The organism is Nonomuraea aridisoli (assembly GCF_003236395.1).
Taxonomy (GTDB): Bacteria; Actinomycetota; Actinomycetes; order Streptosporangiales; family Streptosporangiaceae; genus Nonomuraea; species Nonomuraea aridisoli.
Genome location: NZ_POUD01000032.1, coordinates 19,275 through 41,806 on the forward strand (window position 1 = coordinate 19,275; position 22,532 = coordinate 41,806).

Below are 22,532 nucleotides of genomic sequence, written 5' to 3' on the forward strand. Positions count from 1 at the left end.
TGGAGGGCGTCCGGCTTGCTCGCCGGACGCCCTCCTGGTGTTTACGGCGTAAATACCAGTAGACGAACTACATATAGCCTGCCTACAGGTGTTTACGCCGTAAACGGTCAGCCGCCGTCGCGGCCCTCCAGATCCGTGCGCAGCTCGTTCGCCGCCGCCGTCAGCTTCCGGATCGCCTCGTCCATGCTGTCCAGAATCCGGCGGCCGATCGCGGGCTGATTGTCGGCTATCCGCTTAAGCGCCCGCAGGTTCCCCGCCTGCGTGATCACCTGGACGACGGCGCCCTCCACCCGCATTGCCTCGTCCAGGTGGTCATCATCGACGCGGGACCGCGGCTTCGGAGCGGGGTCCGGCCGGAGAGGAGCCACTCCCCCACCGGCCGCCACTCCCCCACCCGCCGGCGGCCCTGGCTCGGGCGCCGGGGCCGAGGCGGGAGGTGTCGGCGCGGGAGGCGCCGGGACGGGGTCCGGGTCGGGCTCCGGCCAGATCTGCTGCTCGTGCGGCAGCTTCCCCAGCCGCCGCGCGTCCTCCACCCGCAGCTCCCCAGCCGCGAGCGCCTGCTGCAGCTCAGGCCGCAGACCGAGCAGCGCCAGCCGTTGCGACACCCAGCCAGGCGACTTCCCCAGGACCGTCGCCACCCGGCCCTGTGACAGGTTCTCCTCCTCCATGAGGTCCCGGATCGCGTGGGCCTCCTCCAGCGGAGACAGGTCGTCGCGTTGCACGTTCTCGATCAGTGCGTCTTGCCGAGAGGTGCCCGCGACATCCTCGCGGACCTTCACCGGCCCCTCTTCCAGGCCGGCCAGCTCGCCCGCGTGGCGCCGCCGGTGGCCGATGAGGATGACGAACGGCTTGTCGCCGATGCCGCCGTCCTCGATGGGCTTGTCGTGCTCCGGGTGGGCCTTGAGCCAGTTCTCGCGCGGCACCAGCACGAGGTCCTGAAGGATGCCACGCTCTCTGATGGTGGCGGCCAGGCCCTCGAGGTCACGGAGCGTCTCGCGAGGGTTGTCCGGGTTGTCAACCATGTCGGAGAACTTGACCTTGTCGGGCCACTTCGGCTTGGCGTCGCTGAGCGCGCCCACTCGCAGGGATGCCAGGCTGGTGCGGCGGCCGGACGCGGCGACGGTCATCGGGGCATCCTCTCGAACTCCAGGGCCAGCTTGTAGAAGTCCTGCCGGGCTTCCAGCGACACGCGGTTCTTCGGGTACGTGGTCACCACGAGCCCGTCAGCGGAGGCGTTGGTGTGGATGCGGTAGTGCCGTACGACGGTGTTGGCGCGGTTCCATCCGTGGCTGTCGATGAACTCGATGGTCTGGTCGCGGAACGATTCGCCGTCGCGCGGGTCCCAGTTGTTGACGACGACCATGTACGGCAGCCCGCGGGGCTTCACGACGTGCTCGATCGTGTTGTAGGTGGGCTCGAACGCCAGCGGTTCGGGCTCGATGGGGATGAGCACGTCGTCGGCGACGGACAGGATCGTCCGGAGCGCTTCGGCGAACCCGCTGTCATCGAACGGGTCCTCGGCGGCCGGGTTGGCGGTGGGAATCCAGCCGGGGGTGTCCACCCAGATGTTCTTGATGCCTGGCAAGTTCGGCAGTTCGCGCAGCTCGTCCAGGCTGTCGTAGCCCTGCACGAAGTGGAATGGCAGCGCTCGCGCCGCGGCCTTCTTCTCATCGACCTTGAGGAGTTCTTCGTAGACGGCGACGACTCTCTCGGCCCACCAGACGGCCGATCCCTGCGGGTCGATAGAGAGGACGACGGTGGAGTCCTGCTCTTGGGAGGTGTCGGCGGTGACGGCCGCGAGGTGTACGGCGCTGGTGGATTTCCCGACGCCGCCCTTTTGGCTGAGGACGACGTGGACCTTGGCTTTCGCCACGGTGGCTCCGTTCTTCCGTGTGCTTCCCGGCCCGTGGGCCGGTACTTCGGACTCGTCCACTCTCTCAGATGATCACCGGGTCGTCAGCTCCGAGAAAGGGCGTGTCAGGAAGCGTCAGGAATGCCGACGTGGTCGAACCAGGCGTTGAGCGCGTCGGGGATGAAGTCCTGGCCCCCTGCTCTTGCTGGTGGCAGCCGGCGACGAGGCGGCGGTTGGTGTTCGGAGTGAGGCGCGCGGTGACGAGCTTGAGCAATTCGGGGTCGGCTGTTGGCTCGCTGGGGCGTGGGATGGCCGTCTCGGCGTGCTCCGGCATCTGCGCGGGGATGCCGATCTGGTCGCAGTAGTAGTTGATCGCTTGTTCCCAGATGCCTTGGACGCCCAGGCCGGTGCGTTCGCAGGCGGCGTCGAGGCGTTTGATGGGTGTCGGGGTCGAGGCGGGTGCCGGTGTTGATGAGGTCTTTCCACCTGACCGCTTTGGTGCGGGTGGGGGGTGGGCGTGTTCGCGGTTGCGCCAACGAGCGTGTGCTGGTCTGCCCCGGCGGTTGGAAGGTGCCGGGTAACAGGCCCGACCGGCTTGATCGGTTTTGCGGTGAGGTCGGCGGCCTCGCGCGGGGACAGGTCCCGCGCTGTGGCGGCTCGTGCGAACCGCGCGACCAGGGTAGCCGTGGGCAATCGGCTCTGTAGCTGAACACTGGCCCATCGGCCAGATTCCTCGGCCCGAGACGCAAAGCCCCTTGATCTCGTCGCGCCGAGAAGCGACGTTGATGACGTGCTCTCCGCCTCATGCCCATCCTGTCCAGCGCCTGCTGATCATCGCTGCCAACGTCTGGATGGACGCCCTCGCCCCGTGCCTCATCTGCGGCGTCTGGTACTCCTCACCGCCTTGGCTGGGCTGCGCTTCGCGCTCGGGACCGTGGACGACCGGCGTGCAGGACTGGTCGACAACCTTCTGGTCCTGGTCGAGGTCGAGTCGCACCGCCGCGAACGCCACCCGCCCGGCGCAGACCAGGATCGGCCAGCGGAGATGGATGCCGAGGAACAGCAAGCACGGGTGCTGCTGGCAGCTCGCCTCCAGCTTGGCGTGCAGGTGGTGTTGGCCTCGCTCAACGGACGGACCCTCACCCTGGTCGACGAGCGAGACCGAGCCGGCCAGTTCTACACCGATCTCCTCTACGTCCAGCGCGCCCTTGAGCTGGCTGCCAGCCGCTCCGGGCCCGACGGGTCGGAGCCGCCCAGCATGACCGAGCTCCAGCAGCATCTGGATCACGATCTGAACAGAAAGCTGGCCGACCGTGCCGAGATCCGCGAGGAGTTGGCCCACCGGCGGCAGGCCGGTGAGCTGAAGCCGTCTCGGTGGAGCCTGACCAGGCATGAGCACAACGGATTCTTCCAGGCCCATCTCGACAACGGCGATGGCCTGCTGGGCCCGGTCATGGACGGGTGGGCACCCGTGCCCGAGGCGGTGCCGGGTCTTCTGCGTAGCTGGAACACGCCATCTTCGCGGCCGCTCGACCTGCAGCGGCAGTGCCAGAACCCGTGGCCACCGGATCACCTGCTCCCCTACGGCGGCCGGATTCCCGGTCACCGGGGCCACGACGATGATCACACCTGTGCCCCTGGTGAGGGGCTCGGAGAACTGCTGTGGCAAGAGCACCAGGAGGCTCATCGTGCCCGTTTCGCGGCCGTCATGCGGCAGGTCCAGGACGCCTGGCCCGCGGGAGCCGGCGTCGCCGACATCATGCAGGAACGGACGCTAGCCCTCAACACCGCCCAGCCTCCCGCGCCCTCCATTGACCAGTTGCTGTCGGGGACTCACCACCACGACGGCAAACTCGGGCAGGTGGACCTGATCGGCCTGGGCAGCACCATCACGTTCGGCTGGATCGATCCGGCCGCTGTGGCCCGTGTCGGATCCGGGCCGTGGAACGACTTCGCCAGCCATCGCCCCGGGACCGTCCCGGCGATGCTCGCCGCGCTGCTCGGCGACTCGCTGGATGAGGCCTTGCGCATCTGGAACCTGGACGGCGACCACGTCCGTGTGGTGCGTATTCCCGGGCCGGCCGGGCCGCTCTACACCTTGGGCGCCAACGGCGCCCACCGGCTGACCGCCGCCCGCCTGGCACGGATGCCGCTGGTGTGGGCCAGAATCACCCAGCGGGCGTTGCCCCTGCAGCTGTACGCCTACGAAGCTGAACTCCACCGATCCCACAGCGAACAGGGTGACGTGGTCGGCTGCTGGCGTGGTCTCCTGGCCCGAGGGTTGGTCACCGGCCGGCTGGAGGAGAACCCGACCCTGCCGGCGATGAGCATCCTGCACCTCGACGACGTCGCCGCTGCCTGGTTGCTGGCCAGCCCGAAGATCGCCATTGCCTGGGCAGCAGCCTACGATCACACCTACCCGGGAGCTCTGGACGAGCTGGGCGTCCCCGCCAGCGCCTGGTCCGATGAACGGTCCTGGGAGAGCTGGCTCTGCGCACCGCCACCATGACGATCATGGCTGTCTCAATCAAGCACACTATCGATCAGATGCGGTGGACGGTGGTTCAGCATCGAGCTGGCTGACCTTGGCCACCATCGCCATCGCCATCGCCCTGCGCCCCCGTTCGGCTCAGCGGGACTTCAGCAAGTCGATGGCGGCGCGGCCTGCGGTGCGAAGCTGCTCGGTGATGAACGCCTTACGGTCTTTCTCCTCGCGCGTTCCGGGGAGCGCGTCGATTTGGGCGAGGAGGCGCTGGAGTACGTCTTCGGGGCCGGCGTCCTCGGCGGGGCCGGTAGCGGCCTGGGTGGCTTTGGCGTTCTGGTCGGCGATGATCTGCACGACGTGACTGGGCTGCCGCTGCGCGAACGCCGCGCGCTGCTGGAGCAGCTGTCGCGCCCCTCCCCCATCCTCGCCCTCGGCATGCACACCCTGGACGAGGCCGTTATCTACAGGCCCTGACCGGCCTTAGGCATGTGAGGTTCAGCCTTCCCTTGACGCTGTCCTCAGAAGTATCAGTCAGTAATCAGGCATCTACGCTACGTTCAAGAGGTGGTCCAGGCTTATCGTGCCGAACGAGCGATCTCGCCGCAGGATGGAACTGTCTCGTGGGTCGTCGTTGACGCGTCGTACGCGCTGCATGCTGAGGCGTGCGCGTTCCTGGCGGCGTTGAGAGGCAGGGACCTATCCCCGAACACCGAGCGGGCCTACGCCGGCCGAGTGGCCTTGTACCTGACGTACTGCTCGGCACACGGCGTGGACTGGGCAGCCCCTGGCTTTGTGGCGCTGCAGCGTTTCCGGGGATGGCTGGTGACTGTCCCCTATGCCTCGGAGCTGCGCTCGTCCGGCCGGCCTTCGCGGTTCCGCTCGCAGAGCACGGCGAACGCGATTCTGACTGCGATGAGCGAGTTTCTGCGGGTCGGCGCCTCCCACGGCTGGGTTGCGATCGAGACCGTGGCGTTGCTGTCGGAACCGAAGTACTTAAGGCATCTGCCGCCTGGCTACGACGCCGGTGAGTTCGGCCAGTTTCGGACCGTTAGAGCCCGGACGCTGCGGTTCTCGGTGGCCGAGCCGGGTTACGAGACGCTGACCGAGGAGCAGATCCGGGCGATGCTGGGCCACGCGCGCCGAGCTCGTGACCGATTCCTGGTCATGCTGCTGGCGGGAAGCGGCATGCGGATCGGCGAGGCGCTGGGATTGCGCCGGGAGGATGTTCATCTGTTGTCGAACTCAAGTGCGCTCGGTTGCCGAGAGGCAGGCCCTCACGTGCATGTTCGCCGCCGGCGCGACAACGCCAACGGAGCGCTGGCCAAGGCGAGGCGGCCTCGCTCCATCCCCGTGAACCAGGATCTGGCGGGGGCTTATGCCGACTACCAGCATGAGCGCGGCGAAGTCGAGCAAGCGGTCGACTGCGACATGGTGTTCGTCAACCTGTTCAGGGCGCCGTTGGGCCGGCCCATGACCTATCGCAACGCCAAGGACCTGTTCGATCGTCTGGCGCGGTTGGCGGGGCACGTCGCCCGGCCGCATATGCTTCGCCACACTGTCGCCACGCGCCTGATTCGTGCCGGTGCCGGGCGGGACGTGGTGCAGACGCTGCTGGGCCACGTTTCGCCGGCGTCGATGCAGCCCTACTTGCATCCGACTGATCAGGACAAGCGCCAGGCGGTGGAGAAGGTGGCTCGGGCGCGTCAGGAGGGGCCGTGACGGCTCGGTCTGGTGCGGCCCTGGCCAAGGTGGTGGTGGGGCCCGAGTTCGGGTTTGACCACCTGGCCTGGCAGTCCTGGCTTGACGAACACATCAACCCGGCCTGGAGGCCGGGAGAGTGGAATGCCGAGGCGTGGCTGTTCACCGGCGATGTCGATAACCGCGGCACCGCTCTGCGCCGATGCGCGGTGTCGGCCTGCCCCACTGTGCTCGGCGCCGGCCGGCCCGGCGCCATCTGCCGGCGATGTGGGATCGACTTCGACGGCATCGTGGATCAGGATCGCGAAACCTTCCTGCGCGCACACGTGCCGAATCGTCGAACGCTGGCGGGGGTCGCCGTCACGCGGTGTTCGATCGTCTGGGACGGGGTGCAATGCACTCGGCATGCGATCACTGGTGACTTGTGCACGATTCACTACAACTCCTACCGCCATCATGTGTTCAACAAGGCCAGGACCATGTCCTACGAGGAGTGGGCGACCACAATCGCGCGCCCCTTCCAGGACACCGCGCCCTGCCTCATCGCCGGCTGCACGGCGCTGCTGATGAGCAGCGGTGGGCTCTGCACCTATCACTACCGGCGTTGGTCCAGCGCGAACCGGAACGCCGGTGGGACGCTGCAGATGCAGGCGTGGACATCGACGCAGGCGCCCTATTTGGGCACCTGCTGTTTCTCGCTGGCGCCGCTGCCCGATCTGGTCCGCAGGGAAGTGCTCTATGGTCTGCAACATCGCGACCAGTTCGGGCAGCCGCTGTCGCCGGTGGCCATTCGGCACATCATCCAGCAACTGCCGGAGCTGCCCACCCTGGTAGGGCAGCGGGACATCGTGCTGACCACGCTGTCCCGTACTCAGGATGCCAACGCCCAGGCGAAGGCCCGGGAGATCTGCTGGTCAGTTCAGGTTGCCTTCGACGCCTTCCACGGGATAGCCCCCACCGACAAAGACGATCTGGATCTGCGGGCCGCCGGGCTGAAATCGCCGACCCGTTCGGGCCGGCGCGTCAATCCGAGGGTCGTCGACCTGACGGCGATATCCCAGCCTTGGCTGCGGGCGCTGCTACGCCAGTGGGTGGACATCGAACGCCCTCACAGCCACATGTTCAACAGGGCCCACAAGGCGATCTCATGGGCCTCCCCGGTCCTGGCCGCTCAGCCGGGTGGCGGGATCGATCCCGCCACGTTGAGGTTCGCCGATGCCACCGCCATCCTGGATGGCTTCCGCACGGCGGCACAAAGCAGCGGCGAGCTCTACAGCAGCCGCTACCGCAGGCAGCTCCTCGGCGTGTTCTGGAAGCTGGTGGACTTCGGGCGTTCGGCCGACCTGCTTGATCTGGCCGGCGGCTTCACCCGGCATGCCTCGCACACGATTCCCGAAGAGGACGTCAATGAGGACGAGATCGGCAGCGCCGTTCCCGAATCGGTGATCCGGCAACTTGACGCCCATCAGCACCTGCTCGGCCTGGACATCTCCTATGGCCACATGCCGGCCGACGCCGTCGCCGTGATGTGCCAGACGATCTACATCGCCTTCCGCGACACCGGTCGGCGCACGCGCGAAGTGGCCTCCTTGCCGCTGGATTGCCTGGAAACGACCGGCGGGGACATCTCGCTTGTCTGGGACAACAGCAAGAGCAAGCGGCTGCGGCGGCGGTTGCCGATCACGACCGAGACCGCCGAGAGCATCATCTCCTGGCAGCGACGACGCGCTCTTCTCGACATCCCGCACCGCAGCCGCAACTATCTGTTCCCGGCCATCACCGCCGCCGCTGGCGTCCCGCACATCAACACGTCGTACGTTGCGACGATCTTGCGCAGTTGGGTCGCCTCGATCCCGGAACTGCGTGATGAGGGGCTCGGCTTGGACGGCAACCCGCTCCCGTTCGAGCGCTCGCGCATCTATCCCTACGCGTTCAGGCACTCCTACGCGCAACGGCACGCGGATGCGGGAACCCCGGTGGACGTGCTCAGCGAATTAATGGATCATGCTTCGATCTCCACCACGATGGACTACTACCAGGTGTCGTTGAAGCGCAAGCGCGAGGCCGTCACAACCATGGCCATCCACTCGGTTGACCGGTCAGGAAGATCGGCGCCCTTCGGCTCGGACCTGGCCTACGAGCGCGGCTCCGTCGCGGTCCCCTACGGCAACTGCGTGGAGCCGAGCAACGTCAAGGCTGGCGGGCAGTCCTGCCCGATCCGCTTTCAGTGCGCCGGCTGCGGCTTCTATCGTCCCGACCCTTCCTTCCTGCCCGCCATCGAGCAGCACATCAACGAGCTGCGGGCCGACCGGGAGATCGCTGAGGCGATGGACGCCGCCGAGTACGTGATCAGCAACCTGACCGAGCAGATCGGCGCCTATCGGGAGGTGGTGGCTACGATGCGGTACCGGCTCGCGCAATTGCCTTCTGAGCGCCGGGCCGAAGTGGATGAGGCCTGCGCGGTCCTGCGCAAAGTCCGGGCGGGGTCTCGCCCGCTGCTGCCCTTGACCGTCGTCACGCCTACCACGCAGACCGGGCAGGAGGACCCTACGTGACGCCCTGCAGCTCGGGCGACGTGCTTCGTGAGGCGCGTCGTCGTGACAGCCTGGACAAGCGCCAGCGCGTGAGAGCCACGATCGCCGCCATGCTCGATGCCGCGGACCCGATCACCTTCGCCGCGGTGGCCCGGCAGGCCAAGGTCTCGACCTGGCTGGTCTATGCCGAGGGTGTTCGCGAACACATCGAGCAGGCAATGAAGCGCCAGGCCGATGCCCCCCTCCACGAGCAGCGTGCTGGGCTGACGGCCAGCCCAGCCAGCTTGCGCACCGACCTCGAACTGGCCCGCGACCAGATCAAGCAACTGCGAGCGGAGCGGGACAAACTCCGCGGCAACCTCAGACTCCAGCTCGGCCAGCAACTCGAGGAGATCTCCAGTAAAGGCATGGCGGAGCGGATCGACGAGCTCGCCATCGCCAACCAGCGCCTGGCCATGGACAACCAGCAAGCCGCCGATGCCAACGAGCAACTCAAAGGTCGCATCGCCGAACTGGAAGAAGAGCTGGCGGCCGCCCGCGCCAGCCTGCGACGGGTCCTCAGGGAGACCAACCGGCCCAGCCCCATTGCTGATCGTCGATCCGGAAGCCGGCCCGGTGAGCCGGCGGCAGGCTGACCAGGACCGCCGTTGCGCCCCGTCAGCCGCCCTAGGCGCACCACAACCCTGTCTCACATCCGCGACGGCGACCTGCTGACCGTCCAGGAGGTCGACCGCCTCGGCCGCAACCTCCTGGAAGGACTGATCGTCCTCAACGACCTGTTCCAGCGCGGCGTCGGTGTCAAAGTGCTGGAGGGCATCGCAGCCAGCGAGCACACCCACCGAACGCTCCCTGATCCTCGACCTGGCCCTCGCCCTGGCCGAAGACCGCCGCCGCGACATCACCCGCAAGACCAAGAACGGGCTGGAGGCCGCCCGCAAACGCGGCCGGGTCGGCGGCCGCCGGCCCGTGGTCGACGACGACAAACGCGCCGCCATCCTCGCCCGCCGCGCTCGCGGCGAATCCATCCGCACCATCGCCGCCGGAGTCAACCTCTCCATCGGCGTCGTCCACAAGACCCTCGGAGACGCCCAGCCCGAGGAGTAGTGGACCGAAGAGTCAGCTACGCGCGACCGCCGGCGGCTGCCATGAACCCTCGACGATGGACGTATCGGGCCAGTACGCGCGCAGATAGAGCGTGAACTCCTCGTCGGGAGCCGGGAGCCAGTTGGCATGCAGTGCCGGATCGCTCGGCGCCTCGCCACCGACGGTCAGTGTGAGGGAGCCGTCCTGGCCGTAGGCCAGGTTCTTGTTCTTCGTGCCGAGCGAGAAGCGGTCGAGCTCGTTGGGGTGGAAGAAGTGGTGCTTGTTGTAGACCGTCAGGGACCAAAAGCCCCGCACCGGGGGGAGCTGTCCCGCCTCGAAGTGCATGGTGTAGGTGCGTGAGCCGTTGAGCCGTTCGCCCTGGTCGTCGAGGTCTTGGTAGTAGTAGGTCGTCTCGTTGGCCGTGTTGACGAAAATGTTGGACTTGGCGACCGCCGTCCGCATCAGGTAGTCGGTGCCGAAGGCCGCTCCGGTGCGCTGGGTCGACCAGTGGTGGGCGAGCGGGATGCCGTAGTTGCGGAACTCGAACAGCTCGCCGACCACCGCGTCGGCGTCGAGGCGACCACCCGTTCCTCGGGGCGGATGTAGTCGTTCAGCATGCCGATCGTGCCGGGCGGGCCCGCCGGCACAATGCCAGCCAGCAGACCCGGCCCCGGGAGCTGCTCCATGAACACGCGCCGGTTGTGCAGGTTCACCAGCGGCCAGCCCCACAGGTAGGCCGCCCGCCCGACCTGAGCCACATACGCCCCAGTCACTATCTGATTACGGGTGTAGTTGAATGTGGCATCGCCTGTCCCCCGAGTCGTTCTCGCCCCTTCCTGGAGTCTATGAGCGCCATGGGTCGCTCTTCCCTGCCCCCTACCACAAGGCCACCCCCCAGATCGTGATGGTGTCCCGCACACGCAAGGGCCGGTATTCGGTCGGGCCGAGCTGGGCGAGCTTGCCGTCGACGTCGATGGAGCCGAAGAAGTTGATGTTCTCGCGGTGGGCCGGGGAGATGTGGGCGAGGACCTCCTCATCGATACGACGCCCGGATCGGCGCATCGCCTCCACCGCCAAGCCGTAGTACTCGGTCGTCCAGGTGATCACCGCGTTGGTGACCAGGGTGAGGCACCAGGCTTGTTCGGTCTGCTGCTGTAGGTGAAGGGCGCGGATGGTGCCTTCGTGGGCATACAGCAGGTCCCGCTTCAGCGCGTGCAGCGACTCGCCCTTGTTGAGCTGACGGGAGATCTTACGGCGATAGGCCGGATCGGACAGGTACCGGGCGGCGTAGATCGTACGTCGCAGCGCCCTGTACTCCTTCAGCGCCGCCGCGAAGGCGTTCTGCCGGCTCGACGCCGAGAGCTTGCCGACCAGTACGGAGGCGGTGGCGTGCCCGAACTTCAGCGATCCGACCAGCCGGAGCAGCTCGTCCCAGTGGGCGGCGATCAGATCGAGATTGGCCCGCCGGGTCAGCAGCGGCGCGGCGAGCGGGAACGCCGGGACCGCCTGCGCCTTCGGCCCGGCCCGGCCCGGTAAAGGGTGATCTTGCCCAGGTCCCGGATGCGCGGGGACAGTTGCCGCCCCAGCAGGTCGAACAGGCCGAAGTTGACCAGCGTCAAGCCGGTCGAACCTCTCGGCCCGCGCGACCTCGCGCCTGCTGTAGCACTTCAGTCGTTCTTCCGGACTTCGGAAAGATTGTCCAGCTGTGAGGCATGAGCGCCGCGATGCCCGGCGTGTATATCGACACATGTCATGGACATCGCGCATGCTCGGCGACGAGGCGGCATGTCACCGTCTGTGACGGACAGCACCGACTCATCCGGAAGCAGAGCGATGTGGAGCGGAAGTATGGCCGAGCAGGGACGCGTGCGCTGGAAGCGCTTCGCCTTGATCTTCGCCCCTGTCGCGGTGGTGACGTCGCTGCTGATCGGCGCCACGGCCCAGGGTGTCATCGGTGCCACGTTCGTGGTCTCTGGCGACACGTTCAAGATCTACAGCGGTGAGCTGCAAGGGCAGGGCTTCGCGCTGGCCGGCGACGTGGTGCGGGACAAGAAGGGCAGGCTGATCCCTGTCATCGCGACCGGCGTCCGCAAAGCCGTGATCAGTGACCTGTGCCAGAGCGTGCTCGCCAAGACGCCGGTGGGCACGGTGACGATCAGGATCACCGGCGGACAGCACGGCAACAAGGTGACGGTCGAAAACCTGGTGATCGACGTGGCCGCAGCGCAGAGTGCGGCCACCCTGCGCGACATCGAGCTGGGCCGTGACGCCAGCACCCTGGACGAGGTGCCCGGAGTCAGGGGTCCGGCCGGCAGTTTCGGCGGGCAGGGCAGATCGCTCACCCTCAGGGACGTCCGGCTGAGCGCCTGGGCCGTCACCGCGGCGACGTTCAGCCTGCCCGACCTCGGGCTGAAAGTGGTGCGCGGTGCGCACGAGTGCTTCTAGGACGAAACGGGGCCCTGCCCACGGCAGGCAAGTCGTGGTGCGAACCGGAAGATGGATGATCATGAGGTCGTGGCGGCGTTCCCGGCCGTTCTGGGGCGGCTTGCTCATCGTGGCGGCGGGGACGGAGCTGCTGTCCATCCCGCTCGCGCTCGACGCGCTGCCGGTGGCCCTCGTGTTCGGCACGGTCGGAGCCAGTTACCTGCTCGCCCTGGTCATGGTGATCGCGGGGGTGCTCGTGTGGCTGCAGCCCGGCCAGCGGGTCTTCCTCGGCCTGATCGCGGTGCTGCTGTCCATGGCGTCGTTCGTTTACTCCAACCTGGGCGGCTTTCTGATCGGCATGGTCCTGGGCTTGCTGGGTGGCATGCTGACGGTGGCCTGGACCCCTGTCAGCCAACCTGCCAACCGCTTCGACACTCTCAATGCCCGGATCGTGCTCGCCGCGGTTCGAAGGTTGGCTGCACGCATGAAGGCGCGGCGCTGGACAACAGCCGATGATCCAGGGCAGCCGGTGGACGCCGGCCCCGCCGCGCAGCCGCGAGAACCCGACAGGGTGAAGGGTTAGGCGGTGTCGGCGTACGCCCGACCGCAATGCCCGGCTCTACCCCGCTGTCTGGTGTGCGGGAGGTCGCGGGTGCGCGGTGTACAGCGGGATGCGGGCGACGAAACGCGCGCCCTGGTCGGAGTCCTCGATGGTGAGGGTTCCGCCGTGCTGTTCGGCGATCTGTCGGGCGATCGGCAGTCCGAGCCCGGTGCCGCCGGTGTCCTTGTTGCGGGCGTCGTCCAGCCGGGCGAAGCGCTGGAACACCCGCTCGCGCTGGTCGACCGGGATGCCGGGGCCGTCATCGCTCACCACTAGCACGGCCTGTCCGCTCTGGGCACTCAGGGAAATGGTCACGGTGCAGGCGGCGTGACGCTCGGCGTTGTCCACCAGGTTGGTGAACAGGCGGATGAGCTGGAGGCGGTCGCCGCGGACCACAGCCGGCTCAAGGTCGCGAATGATGTTCAGCTTGTGGGGGCAGTGGTCCAGCTCGCAGCTGATCAAATCCTCCAGGTCTACCGGCGCGGCGGCGGCACCGGCCGCGCCGGCATCCAAACAAGAGAGCGTCAGCAGATCGGTGACGATGGCCTGCAGGCGGTCCAGACTGTCCAGCGTGGCGGTGGCGGTGGCAGGCCAGTCGGCGTCGTCGGGGTGCAGCAGTGCCTCTTCCGTCTGGGCGCGCATGGCGGTGATGGGGCTGCGCAGGTCATGTGAGGCATCTGAGATGAAGCGGCGCTCGCGTTGCAAGGCTGCCTGGAGCAAGTCCAGGGTCTGGTTCACGGTGCAGGCCAATTCCTGAATCTCATCGCGCGGCGCGGGCACTGGAACGCGGTGCCCGAGGTCGGTCGAGGTGATCTTGCATAGATGGGCTCGGATGGCCTCGACCGGTTTGAGCGATCGGCCGACGATGCGGTACGCGCCGAAGGCGGTAACCCCGATCAGCAGTGTGGACCCGGCCAGCACGCCGGCCAGCAGCCGTCCGCTGACGTACCACGGGTAGGCCGGGGCGGCCGAGTAGATGATCCAATCGCCGTCCCGTCTGGGGACGCGCTGGACGGAGACGAGCATGCAAGTGCCGGCGAAGTCGCGCATGTGGCATAGGGTTTCCATCCGGCCCATGCGTTCTTCCGTCGGGACGAAGAAGGCCATCGGTGGCCGTCCCCGCATGTTCGCGCTGGCCGACACGATCCGGCCGGCGGGGTCGATCACCTGGAGGGCGGCGATTCCGCGCTCGGTGTGTACCGGGGTCAGCTGGCCGCGGGCGAGGAGACCGGCTGTGCGCATGTTCGCGTCGTGGTTACGGCGATTGAGTTCCGTGCTCCGCTCGCTGTGGATGCTCGTCACAATCAGCGCGCTGAGGCCTGCGCACAGGAGGGTCATCACGATCGCGGCCAGCAGAGTGAGCCGGGCCCGCACCGGCCAATCACGCCATGGCCTCATCGCCCCTTCACCCCCTGCGACCAGGCTAGATATGCGTTTGAGAGGGCGTTGGAGATCAATAGACCGAATTAAGCCAACACCGGTCCAAACCTGCACGTGGTGCGTAATGGCAGGGAGTTCCTGGTGAACGTTCCGGGCGCAGCATCTTGTCCGGCCGGCCGTACCGCGCCCCGCACCGCAGGCCAGGTGAGGCCAACAGGATCGATCGGGTCAGCCGACACGCGGATGAGGGCGTACCCACAGCGCGCTGCCGGCCTCGCCCATGGCCCTCATACTGGTGGGCCGCGCAGATCGATCTTGCGGTGCTGCTTGCGTTCGACGACGGCAGCGGTCAAGGCGTGACGATGGCGAAGTCCGGTGTGGGGTCTTCCAGGACGGCGTGCAGCCGTTGCAAAACGGCCATGTCGCCGTCGTGGTCGAGGCCGTCGGTGCCCTCTCCGTTGAGCAGGCCCAGGAGCCGCTGCCTGGTCAGGCGCAGCGTCAGGTCCGCCCCGTCGCCCGACGGTGACTCCTGGTGGATCAGGGCGCCGTTGGACATCGTGGTCCGGTGGTGTTTACCGGTGTCGGTGAGGTGCCAGTCAATGGTGAAGCGCTCGTTCCAGGCGCGTGGGCCGTGCACGCGGATGGCGACGGAGTCGAAGATCTGCTCCGGGGTGAGCGCGCGGAGCATGTCCGGCGAGGTGGTTTTGGTCATGCCCGCCGAGGGGTGGCCGGTCAGCTCCATGGCGCCGGTCAGGTAGAAGTTGCGCCAGGTGGCGTTCTCCGCGCCGTGCCCCATCCGGGTGTAGACCTGGGCCAGCATGTTCCGGGCCTGGGCGTTGTCCTGGTCGGCGAACACCGCGTGGTTGAGCAGGGTGGCGGCGAAGCGCAGGTCGCCCTCTCCGATGTAGCGTTCGGCCAGCCGGACCACAGCCGAGGTGCCGCCGAGACATTCGACGTAGCGGCGCGCCTGCTCCACCGGCGGGTGTTCCCACAGGTGGACCGGGTTGCCGTCGAACCAGCCCAGGTAGCGCTGGTAGATCGCTTTGACGTTGTGGCTGACCGAGCCGTAGTAGCCGTGGGTGTGCCAGGCCGCCTCCAGGGCGGGCGGCATCTGCATGGCCTCGGCGATCTCGCTGCCGGTCATGCCGCGGTTCAGCATGCGCAGGGTCTGGTCGTGCAGGTAGGCATACAGGTCGCGCTGCTGGGTCAGGAAGGTGACGATGCTGTCTTTGCCCCAGGTGGGCCAGTGGTGGGAGGCGAAGGCGACGTCCGCGTGGTCGGCGAACAGTGCGATGGCCTCGGTCAGGTAGCGGGACCAGATGCGGGTGTCGCGGACCAGCGCGCCGCGCAGGGTGAGCACGTTGTGCAGGTTGTGGGTGGCGTTCTCGGCCATGCACAGGGCGCGGCGGTTGGGGAACAGGAAATTCATCTCCGCCGGGGCCTCGGTGCCGGGGGTGAGCTGGAAGACGATGCGTACGCCGTCGACCGTCTCCTCCTGGCCGGTATGGGTGATGTCGAGGGTGGGCGGGATGAGCGAGACGGTCCCCGATGAGGTGCCCATGCCGAGCCCGCAGCCGAGCTGCCCTTCCGGGGTACGGGGCAGGAGCTGGCCGTACATGTACAGGGCGCGGCGGTTCATGGCGGTGCCGGCGTAGACGTTCTCGGAGACGGCGTGTTCCATGAAATGAGCGGGGGCGATGACGGGGATGCCGTCGCCGTCGGTGACTCCGCGAGCGCCGCCGAAGTGGTCGGCGTGGGAATGGGTGTAGATGAGACCGGTGACCGGGCGGTCCCCGCGATGGTCGCGGTAGAGCCGCAGCGCGGCGGCGGCGCATTCGGTGGAGATGAGCGGGTCGACGACAATGACGCCGCGTTGCCCTTCCACGAGGGTCATGTTGGACAGGTCCAGGCCGCGCACCTGGTAGATGCCGTCGGTCACCTCGAACAGCCCCTGCTTGGCGCACAGTTGTGCCTGCCGCCACAGGCTCGGGTGCGCGGTGGGAGGGCAGTCGGCGTCGAGGAAATCGTAGGAATCGTTATCCCAGATGACTTTGCCGTCGGCGGCCTTGACCACTGCGGGGGTTAGCTTCGCGACAAAGCCGCGCTCGGCGTTGTCGAAGTCAGTTCGATCGTGAAAGGGAAGGTCTGCCATGCGACGCTGCTGCCCGCGACCGACTTCGATAAGGCAAGAAAAGGGTCAAGGAAGAGCACGTCTCCCGCTTGTGCGCCGGGGTGCTAGGTGCCTGACCTTCGCGTGGCCAGCAGAGCGCGCAGCCGGTCGAGGACGCTGCGGCGGTGCGGATGCGCCGGACGTACCACCGGCTGCAGCTCGGGATGCTCCGTGCGGTAGGCGGCGACCGCCTCGGCCACCCGGTCGTAGAGCCGGATGCGCTGGTGCAGGCCGGTATCGTGCATGAGCGCCCGCACTGAGGTGCGGGTGCGGGCGAGCGCCAGCCCAACGCCGGCCCGGTCGCAGTCGTCGACGACGCGGTGCAGCACTTCGGCGCCGGTGGTGTCCATGTCGTAGACGGCTTCGGCGTCGACGACGATCTGCCGCACCGGCGGGTCGGCGTCGGTCACCAGGCGCTGCAGTTCGGTGCGGAGCACGTCGGCGTTGGCGAAGAACAGCGGCGCGTCGAAGCGGTAGACCACCAGCCCGGGCAGCGTCTCGGCGTCGCGATGGTGGGCGACGTCACGGTAGGCGTGTTCCTCCCCGGTCCGGCCGAGGACGGCCGTGTAGGGCATGACTGCGCGGCGCAGCACCTCCAGCAGCGAGACGACCACCCCGACGACGATGCCCTGGAGCACGCCGAAGGCCAGCACGCCCAGCGCGGTGAGGGCCGCCAGCACGAAGTCGGTGCGGTGGATCCGCCACAGCCTGCGCAAGGCGGCCAGGTCCACCAGCCGGGCCGCGGTGAGGATGATGACCGCGCCGAGCGCGGCCTGGGGCATGTCCCGGATCAGCGGCATCAGCACCAGCAAGGTGAGCACCACGGCCGCCGCGGCGCCGAGCCCGGCCATCCGGGTCCGCGCGCCCGAGCCGGCCAGCAGGGCGCTGCGCGAGTCGCTGCCGTTGGCGGGGAAGCCGCCCAGCAGCCCAGCAGCGGCGTTGGCCGCGGCCAGCCCGAGGAACTCCTGCTGCGCATCGACGTCCTTGCCCTCCTTGGCTGCCATGGCCCGCGCGGTGAGCACGCTGCTGGCGTAGACGAGCAGGGCGATGCTCAAGGCCGGGCCGATCAGCTGCACCGTGCCGGCCAGGGGGTTGGTCAGGCCGGTCCAGGGCAGGCTCGGCATCGGCAGCCCGCCCACGGCCGGGCCGAGGACGTCCAGGCGGTCGTCGAGCCCGGCCAGGGCCACGGCGGCGGTCGCCACAATGAGCACGATCAGTGGGCCGGGCAGGCGCGGGGCGTAGTGGCCGATCAGCAGGACGCCCGCGGCGGTCAGGAGCGCGCATCCGAGAGCCCACACGTTCACGTCCGAAAGGCTGAGCAGCACAGCGACGGCTTTGGCGACAGGCGTGCCGCTCGCGCTGATGCCGGTCGCCTTGCTCAGCTGGCTGGCGATGATCACCACGCCGGACCCGGCCAGGTAGCCGGTCAGCACGGGAGTGGACAGCAGCCGCATCAGCACGCCGGCGCGCGCCACGTACCCGATCATCAGGAAGACCGCGATCAGCAGCGCGAGCTGTGCCGCCATGACGGGATGCTCACTGCCTGGGACAGTGGCGAGCGCGCCGGCCACCACGATCGCCACCGACGACTCCGGGCCGACGTTCAGCAGACGGCTCCCGCCGAAGAACGCATACCCGATCATCGCGCCGAGCGCGGTGTACAGGCCCGACGCCGCCGGCAGCCCGGCCAGCTGCGCATACGCGAACGCCTGCGGCACCAGCACCGCCCACAGCGACAGCGCCGCCAGCAGGTCCGGGCGCAGCCACGCGCGCCGGTAGCCGCGCAGCGCCGCCCAGCCGGGGACGGCGGACCAACTCACCCCCGCTGCCTCCCCTCCTGCGACCGATCCCTGGTTCGTAGCCAAGCCCGGGCCAGAGGAAGCCCGCGAGATCGTCAAGCATCATCCCTGGTCAAAAGGGGTACGCCAGTCGCGAGTGGGAGGAGTGGTACGGTGTGGTTCTCGGGGAACCGCTGCCTTGCGCCGTGTCCGTGGCGATCGGCCTAGCCCTGCCTTGGCGGTGATGGTCGTGCTACCGGTCACCGGCAGGCGGTTGGGCGGGCTGCTACCGTGACCTGGTTCGCCGCGGGCATCAGGGGCCCGCTGAACTGGCCCAGAGAAATCACCGCTGGGGTCACGCTGGCGGCGCTGGCCATCCCGCTCAACATCGGCTACGCACAAATCGCGGGGCTGCCGCCGGTCGTCGGCCTGTACGCCGCCATCGTGCCGATGCTGGTGTTCGCGCTGCTGTGCTCCTCCCGTCAGCTCGTCGCCAGCCCTGATGCGCCCATCGCCGCCCTCATCGCCTCCCTACTGGTCGCGATCGCCGCCCGCCCTGGCAGCCCGCAGTACGCCGAACTGGCCTACGCCCAGGCGCTCGTCTGCGCTGCGGTGTTCCTGCTGTTCTACGCCTTCAAGCTGGGTTTCCTGGCCAACTTCCTGTCCGAACCGGTCCTGGTCGGCTTCATCGCCGGGCTGGCCGTCGAAATTCTCACCAGCCAGGTCGAGAAGATCCTCGGCATCCACACCAGCGCCGAGCGGTTCTTCCCGAAGCTGTGGGAGACCGTCACCAGGATTCCGCAGGCGCATCTGTGGAGCGTCGTCGTGGGGGTCGCGACCATGGTGGTGATCGTCGTCCTGCGCAGGTTCTTTCCTGCGCTGCCGGGCCCACTGATCGCGCTGGTGGCCGCCGCAGCGGTCGTGGCGTGGGCCGGCCTTGACACCCGCGGTGTGTCGGTTCTCGGCCACGTCCCGTCAGGGCTGCCCGTCCCGCACTGGCCGCAGGTCACGCTCGGCCAGTGGGCCGCGCTGGTTCCCGGCGCCATCGCCATCTGCGCCGTCACCCTGGCCGACGGGTTGCTCACCGCCCGCCGCTACGCCGAACAGCACGGCTACCCTCTCGACGCCAACACCGAGCTGCGCGCGTTCGGCCTGGCCAACGTCGCCGCCGGGTTCACCCAGTCGATGACCGTCGGCTCCAGCGCTTCGCGCACCGCCGCCATGGACGCCACCGGCTCCCGCTCCCAAATTCCCAGCGCCGTCTGCGCGATCGTGGTCGCCGTTCTGGTCGCGTTCTTCTCCGGCGTGCTCGCCTACCTGCCCAACACCGCCCTGGCCGGGATCGTCGCCGTCGCCGTCATCCGGCTCATCGACGTGCGCAAGCTGGCCGAGTTGTGGCGGCTGCGCCGCTCGGAGTTCTGGATCGCCGCGGTGTGCCTGCTCGGCGTGCCGGTGCTCGGCTCGCTCACCGCGGTCATCATCGCCTTCCTGCTGTCGGCGGTGGACGTCGTACGGCGCGCCTCCCGGCCCAGCACCGCCACCCTGCGCCCCGGCGAGCACGGCCGCTACGTCCGAGGCCCGGCCGGTGGCCCGCTGGTCGTTTACCGCTTCGAGAGTCAGCTGTTCTTCGCCAACGCCGGCACCTTCAAATCCGAGATCACCCGCCTGGCCGACCAGGGCGCCCGGTGGATCGTCCTGGACGCCGAGGCCGTCACCGACGTCGACACCACCGGCGCCCAAGCCCTGCGTGAGACCACGGACATGCTGCGCGAGCGCGGCGTCACCTTCGCCGTCTCCCGCGCCACCACCGGCCTGCGCCGCCTGCTGGACCACTACGGTTTGACCGGGCTCACCTACTACGACTCCAACGAGGCCGCGGCCGCGGCCTACCGGGAGAGTGACCATGGGTAAGGCGTTCGCCGACATGCTGCCCTACACGCTGGGCCTGATCGTCTCACCGTTCCCCGTCGTGGCCGTCGTCGCCCTGCTGATCAGCGCGAACGGCCGTGCCAAGGCGCTGGTGTTCGAGGCCACCTGGCTGATCATGAGCTGGGTCGTGCTGCTGGTCCTGATCGCCCTGCTGGGCGCGGTCGGTGTCACCGGTCATGCCAGACCCGATTGGGTCGGCTGGATCAGCGTGATCATCGGCGTTTTCCTTTTCCTGATGGTTTTCGCCGGCATCCGCAGGGCGGCCCGCCGCAAGCAGGGCAAGGACCCCGAGGTGCCTCGCTGGATCGCCGCCATGGACACCATGACTCCACCCAAGATCGTGGGCGTGGCGGCCATGCTCATCGTGGTCAACCCGGTCAACCTCGCCTCCCTGGCCGGCGGCGCCATCGCCGCATCCCATGAACCCTTGCCGTTCGGCAGGCAGCTCATCCTCGCGGCCGTGTTCGTCGTCATCGGCAGCCTCGGCGTGCTCGCCCCCTACGCCACCGCGCTCAGCGGCGGCGGCGAACAGCGGCTCCAGCGGATGCGCGGCTGGCTGATCCAGCACAACAGCGCCCTCACGTTGCTGCTGGTTCTGGTGTTCGCCGTGCTGTTCCTCGCCAAAGGCCTACGCGCCCTGCTGACCTGACACCCGGACGATCCCGCCTAGCCTTAGACCGGCGCTAACCGCCTGAGTCTCCGCCCTCATGCTGCAGTTCTTCGAACAGGAAGCCCGCTTCCCCATGCTGGGAGGATGTTCCCAAGCCGGCAGCCGGACCGTCTGCGCCGCCGCCGACTTCGCCCGCCGCACCACCAGCGCAGAACACGAGGCGAAACGATGACCGACACCTCCTGGCTGGGACCCGCCATCGACGTGCGGCCCGTGCTCGCCGAACAGCAAGACGCGTTCATCGAGTTGCTGCGCCAACTCGACGCCGAGGAGTGGAACCGGCCAACAATCTGTCCGGGCTGAACGTCAAAGACGTTGCCGCGCACGTGCTCGGCGAGCATATCGGACGCCTGTCCATCCACCGCGACGGCTTTCATGTCCTGCATCCCGCAGAGGGTGAAGCCTTCCCCGGCTTTCTCGACCGGATCAACGAGGAGTGGGTGATCGCCGTCCGCCGCATCAGCCCGCCGATGCTCATCGACCTGCTCTCAACCTTCGGCGACCAGATCGTGCGTTCTGGCGGACCATCGGCGTGGACGCTCTCGGCGGCCCGGTGCGCTGGGCCGGCGCCGGGCCGCACCCCCTACTGGCTGGACGTTGCCCGCGAATACACCGAGTACTGGACCCACCAGCAGCAGATCTGCGAGGCCACCGGGCGGGCCGGACTCACCGAGTCACGCTACCTCGGCCCGGTCATCGACACTTTCCTGCGGGCCCTGCCCCACACGCTGCGCGACATCGCCGCCCCGCCCGGCGTCGCTGTCCAGGTGAGCGTGACCGGACCCGGCGGTGGCATCTGGACCTGCATCCGCAACCCGGGGCGCTGGGAGCTGCACCACCGGCCACATCCCCAGCCCGCCGCACACCTCGAACTCGACGCCGACACCACCTGGCGGCTCTGCACCCGCGGCATCACCCCCGGGCGGGCGGCAGAACGGGCCCGAATCGACGGCGACGAACATCTCGCGACGGCAGCCCTCCACATCGTTTCGATCATCTGGTCGCCACCGAACCGCGAGACGTTCGGAGCGTTGTGATATCCGATGTCGCCAAAGACCGTCTCCTTCAAGGAGAAGCGCGAGGCGGTCAAGGCGGTCGGCGGGTGAACACCAGCACGGTTTCGGCCCGATCCCTCGCCAGTCGACAGAGCATGAACCACGGTGCAGCCAAAGGTGTGACGATGATCGATGGCGTCGCTCCGCTTGGACGTTCCTCACTCATCACGCCCGGGTGCTGTGCACCTCGGGCACACCAGCGTCCGGGTGTCGTGCTGGCCGGCGGTCATGTCCTTCACCTCGCAGATGGAGGAGCGTCGGCTTGAGCGGGCAGGCGCAGCAGGCCGCCGTCGAAGGCCAGGTGGAACATGGCGCCCAGGCGTACGGCCACGAAGTCGGGGTCGGCCGCGGCGGGAGACTCGCCGCCAGGCCGCATCGCCGCCTCCACCAGGCAGTCGACGACGGCGTGGGCGTGGCCCAGCAGGTAGGCGTTCAGGGTCGTCTTGCGGGACAGCAGCCCGGCCGTCCGGGGCCCGCCGCGTTCCAGGTCCTCGCGGATCCAGGCCACATGGTCGCTGATCGCCGCGCTGAAGCCCGGGTCGGCGGCCGCGCGGGCGTAGACGTCATGGCCGTACAGGGCATACAGCCTCTGCACCGCGAACAGCTCCAGCGGCTCGTCCATGATCTCTTCATGCGCGGGCCTGTCACCGCTTCGCCACCACGCCCGAAGCCAAGACCCCACTCTGCTCATCTGGGCATGATGCGCGCACCGCGCGATGCATGCAAGCACGCGCTGTTAAGGCTGCGGGCCACGTCCTCGGGCCGGTGGCCGTGATGACCCGTTGCGGTGCGCTTTCCCGGGCAGAAGCAGGAGTCGTTGGGCGGAGCCGGAATGGCGCGGCGTCCGCTGCTCCCCCCTGCGCAGCGGACGCC

Annotated in this window: 22 protein-coding genes and 1 pseudogene; 13 read left to right on the forward strand and 10 right to left on the reverse strand. The window is 68.2% G+C overall.

Annotated elements, in window-relative coordinates:
• Positions 1–107: 107 nt before the first annotated feature.
• The 3 genes from C1J01_RS10855 to C1J01_RS49040 form a co-directional block, all read right to left on the reverse strand.
• Complete coding sequence (locus C1J01_RS10855; RefSeq protein ID WP_111178811.1) at positions 108–1,127, reverse strand: ParB/RepB/Spo0J family partition protein; 1,020 nt, start codon at positions 1,125–1,127, stop codon at positions 108–110.
• Positions 1,124–1,873, reverse strand: coding sequence for a ParA family protein (locus C1J01_RS10860; protein ID WP_111178812.1), 750 nt, complete (start codon positions 1,871–1,873; stop codon positions 1,124–1,126). The genes C1J01_RS10855 and C1J01_RS10860 overlap by 4 nt, the downstream gene beginning before the upstream one ends.
• A gap of 64 nt (positions 1,874–1,937) precedes the next feature.
• The gene (locus C1J01_RS49040) at positions 1,938–2,186 is read right to left on the reverse strand and encodes a hypothetical protein (protein ID WP_146615540.1); all 249 of its coding nucleotides are present in this window, start codon (positions 2,184–2,186) and stop codon (positions 1,938–1,940) included.
• Positions 2,187–2,720: 534 nt separating this feature from the next.
• On the opposite strand from C1J01_RS49040, the gene C1J01_RS10870 reads away from it, so the two are divergent.
• Positions 2,721–4,361 (forward strand): hypothetical protein, encoded by a 1,641-nt coding sequence (locus C1J01_RS10870; RefSeq protein ID WP_146615541.1) that lies wholly within the window; start codon positions 2,721–2,723, stop codon positions 4,359–4,361.
• Between the two features lie 120 nt (positions 4,362–4,481).
• Here the strand turns inward: C1J01_RS10870 and C1J01_RS10875 are convergent, their stop codons facing one another.
• Entirely contained in the window at positions 4,482–4,691 is a 210-nt protein-coding gene (locus C1J01_RS10875; RefSeq protein WP_146615542.1) for a hypothetical protein, read from the reverse strand.
• 210 nt (positions 4,692–4,901) lie between these two features.
• Here C1J01_RS10875 and C1J01_RS10880 point away from each other — a divergent pair, with 210 nt between their 5' ends.
• The 5 genes and pseudogenes from C1J01_RS10880 (at position 4,902) to C1J01_RS10895 (ending at position 9,673) form a co-directional block, all read left to right on the forward strand.
• On the forward strand, positions 4,902–6,056 hold the full coding sequence (locus C1J01_RS10880) for a tyrosine-type recombinase/integrase (protein ID WP_220039840.1): 1,155 nt from the start codon (positions 4,902–4,904) through the stop codon (positions 6,054–6,056).
• A complete protein-coding gene (locus tag C1J01_RS10885; protein WP_111178816.1) occupies positions 6,053–8,590 on the forward strand; it encodes a tyrosine-type recombinase/integrase in 2,538 nt (845 codons plus the stop codon). The genes C1J01_RS10880 and C1J01_RS10885 overlap by 4 nt, the downstream gene beginning before the upstream one ends.
• Positions 8,587–9,204: a DUF6262 family protein gene (locus C1J01_RS10890; protein WP_220039841.1), complete on the forward strand. Its 618-nt coding sequence runs from the start codon at positions 8,587–8,589 to the stop codon at positions 9,202–9,204. Before C1J01_RS10885 ends, C1J01_RS10890 begins: the two co-directional genes overlap by 4 nt.
• Positions 9,205–9,216: 12 nt before the next feature.
• A pseudogene (locus C1J01_RS52020) lies at positions 9,217–9,345 on the forward strand (recombinase family protein); the annotation flags it as partial.
• Between the two features lie 19 nt (positions 9,346–9,364).
• On the forward strand, positions 9,365–9,673 hold the full coding sequence (locus C1J01_RS10895) for a hypothetical protein (RefSeq protein ID WP_235854375.1): 309 nt from the start codon (positions 9,365–9,367) through the stop codon (positions 9,671–9,673).
• A gap of 12 nt (positions 9,674–9,685) precedes the next feature.
• On the opposite strand, the gene C1J01_RS10900 is transcribed toward C1J01_RS10895, so the two are convergent.
• Positions 9,686–10,213: a DUF1214 domain-containing protein gene (locus C1J01_RS10900; protein WP_220039842.1), complete on the reverse strand. Its 528-nt coding sequence runs from the start codon at positions 10,211–10,213 to the stop codon at positions 9,686–9,688.
• A 315-nt stretch (positions 10,214–10,528) separates the two neighbouring features.
• On the reverse strand, positions 10,529–11,419 hold the full coding sequence (locus tag C1J01_RS10905) for a Tn3 family transposase (RefSeq protein WP_220039843.1): 891 nt from the start codon (positions 11,417–11,419) through the stop codon (positions 10,529–10,531).
• A 30-nt stretch (positions 11,420–11,449) separates the two neighbouring features.
• On the opposite strand from C1J01_RS10905, the gene C1J01_RS10910 reads away from it, so the two are divergent.
• Together C1J01_RS10910 and C1J01_RS10915 are read left to right on the forward strand one after the other, a co-directional pair.
• Positions 11,450–12,097, forward strand: a complete 648-nt coding sequence (locus C1J01_RS10910) for a DUF6230 family protein (RefSeq protein ID WP_146615543.1) — start codon at positions 11,450–11,452, stop codon at positions 12,095–12,097.
• Between the two features lie 61 nt (positions 12,098–12,158).
• The gene (locus tag C1J01_RS10915) at positions 12,159–12,659 is read left to right on the forward strand and encodes a DUF6114 domain-containing protein (protein ID WP_146615544.1); all 501 of its coding nucleotides are present in this window, start codon (positions 12,159–12,161) and stop codon (positions 12,657–12,659) included.
• 36 nt (positions 12,660–12,695) lie between these two features.
• Here C1J01_RS10915 and C1J01_RS10920 read toward each other — a convergent pair whose 3' ends face one another.
• From C1J01_RS10920 to C1J01_RS10930, 3 genes are all read right to left on the reverse strand, one after another.
• Complete coding sequence (locus tag C1J01_RS10920; protein WP_235854373.1) at positions 12,696–14,051, reverse strand: sensor histidine kinase; 1,356 nt, start codon at positions 14,049–14,051, stop codon at positions 12,696–12,698.
• Positions 14,052–14,406: 355 nt separating this feature from the next.
• Positions 14,407–16,209 carry an alkyl/aryl-sulfatase gene (locus C1J01_RS10925; protein ID WP_111178821.1) on the reverse strand — a complete coding sequence of 601 codons (1,803 nt, stop codon included), beginning with the start codon at positions 16,207–16,209 and terminating at the stop codon, positions 14,407–14,409.
• Between the two features lie 83 nt (positions 16,210–16,292).
• On the reverse strand, positions 16,293–18,047 hold the full coding sequence (locus C1J01_RS10930; protein WP_181448686.1) for a SulP family inorganic anion transporter: 1,755 nt from the start codon (positions 18,045–18,047) through the stop codon (positions 16,293–16,295).
• Positions 18,048–18,296: 249 nt separating this feature from the next.
• Between C1J01_RS10930 and C1J01_RS10935 the strand changes: the two genes are divergently transcribed.
• From C1J01_RS10935 to C1J01_RS10945, 5 genes are read left to right on the forward strand one after another with little or no spacing between them, the layout of a single operon-like run.
• On the forward strand, positions 18,297–19,916 hold the full coding sequence (locus tag C1J01_RS10935; protein WP_111178823.1) for a SulP family inorganic anion transporter: 1,620 nt from the start codon (positions 18,297–18,299) through the stop codon (positions 19,914–19,916).
• Positions 19,909–20,583, forward strand: a complete 675-nt coding sequence (locus C1J01_RS10940) for a GAP family protein (RefSeq protein ID WP_111178824.1) — start codon at positions 19,909–19,911, stop codon at positions 20,581–20,583. Before C1J01_RS10935 ends, C1J01_RS10940 begins: the two co-directional genes overlap by 8 nt.
• A 58-nt stretch (positions 20,584–20,641) precedes the next feature.
• Positions 20,642–20,776 (forward strand): hypothetical protein, encoded by a 135-nt coding sequence (locus tag C1J01_RS53005; RefSeq protein ID WP_268958648.1) that lies wholly within the window; start codon positions 20,642–20,644, stop codon positions 20,774–20,776.
• Positions 20,773–20,907: a hypothetical protein gene (locus tag C1J01_RS53010; protein ID WP_268958649.1), complete on the forward strand. Its 135-nt coding sequence runs from the start codon at positions 20,773–20,775 to the stop codon at positions 20,905–20,907. The genes C1J01_RS53005 and C1J01_RS53010 overlap by 4 nt, the downstream gene beginning before the upstream one ends.
• Positions 20,877–21,641: a hypothetical protein gene (locus tag C1J01_RS10945; protein WP_220039844.1), complete on the forward strand. Its 765-nt coding sequence runs from the start codon at positions 20,877–20,879 to the stop codon at positions 21,639–21,641. The genes C1J01_RS53010 and C1J01_RS10945 overlap by 31 nt, the downstream gene beginning before the upstream one ends.
• Before the next feature lie 253 nt (positions 21,642–21,894).
• Here the strand turns inward: C1J01_RS10945 and C1J01_RS10950 are convergent, their stop codons facing one another.
• Positions 21,895–22,281, reverse strand: a complete 387-nt coding sequence (locus C1J01_RS10950; protein ID WP_111178825.1) for a DUF6401 family natural product biosynthesis protein — start codon at positions 22,279–22,281, stop codon at positions 21,895–21,897.
• Positions 22,282–22,532: the final 251 nt, after the last annotated feature.

Coding starts and splice junctions, on each gene's coding strand:
- C1J01_RS10855 (WP_111178811.1), bottom strand. CDS start 1,127: ATGACCGTCGCCGCGTCCGGCCGCCGCACCAGCCTGGCATCCCTGCGA.
- C1J01_RS49040 (WP_146615540.1), bottom strand. CDS start 2,186: ATGCCGGAGCACGCCGAGACGGCCATCCCACGCCCCAGCGAGCCAACA.
- C1J01_RS10905 (WP_220039843.1), bottom strand. CDS start 11,419: ATGCGCGATGTCCATGACATGTGTCGATATACACGCCGGGCATCGCGG.
- C1J01_RS10915 (WP_146615544.1), top strand. CDS start 12,159: ATGAGGTCGTGGCGGCGTTCCCGGCCGTTCTGGGGCGGCTTGCTCATC.
- C1J01_RS10925 (WP_111178821.1), bottom strand. CDS start 16,209: ATGGCAGACCTTCCCTTTCACGATCGAACTGACTTCGACAACGCCGAG.
- C1J01_RS10940 (WP_111178824.1), top strand. CDS start 19,909: ATGGGTAAGGCGTTCGCCGACATGCTGCCCTACACGCTGGGCCTGATC.
- C1J01_RS53005 (WP_268958648.1), top strand. CDS start 20,642: ATGCTGCAGTTCTTCGAACAGGAAGCCCGCTTCCCCATGCTGGGAGGA.
- C1J01_RS53010 (WP_268958649.1), top strand. CDS start 20,773: ATGACCGACACCTCCTGGCTGGGACCCGCCATCGACGTGCGGCCCGTG.
- C1J01_RS10950 (WP_111178825.1), bottom strand. CDS start 22,281: ATGGACGAGCCGCTGGAGCTGTTCGCGGTGCAGAGGCTGTATGCCCTG.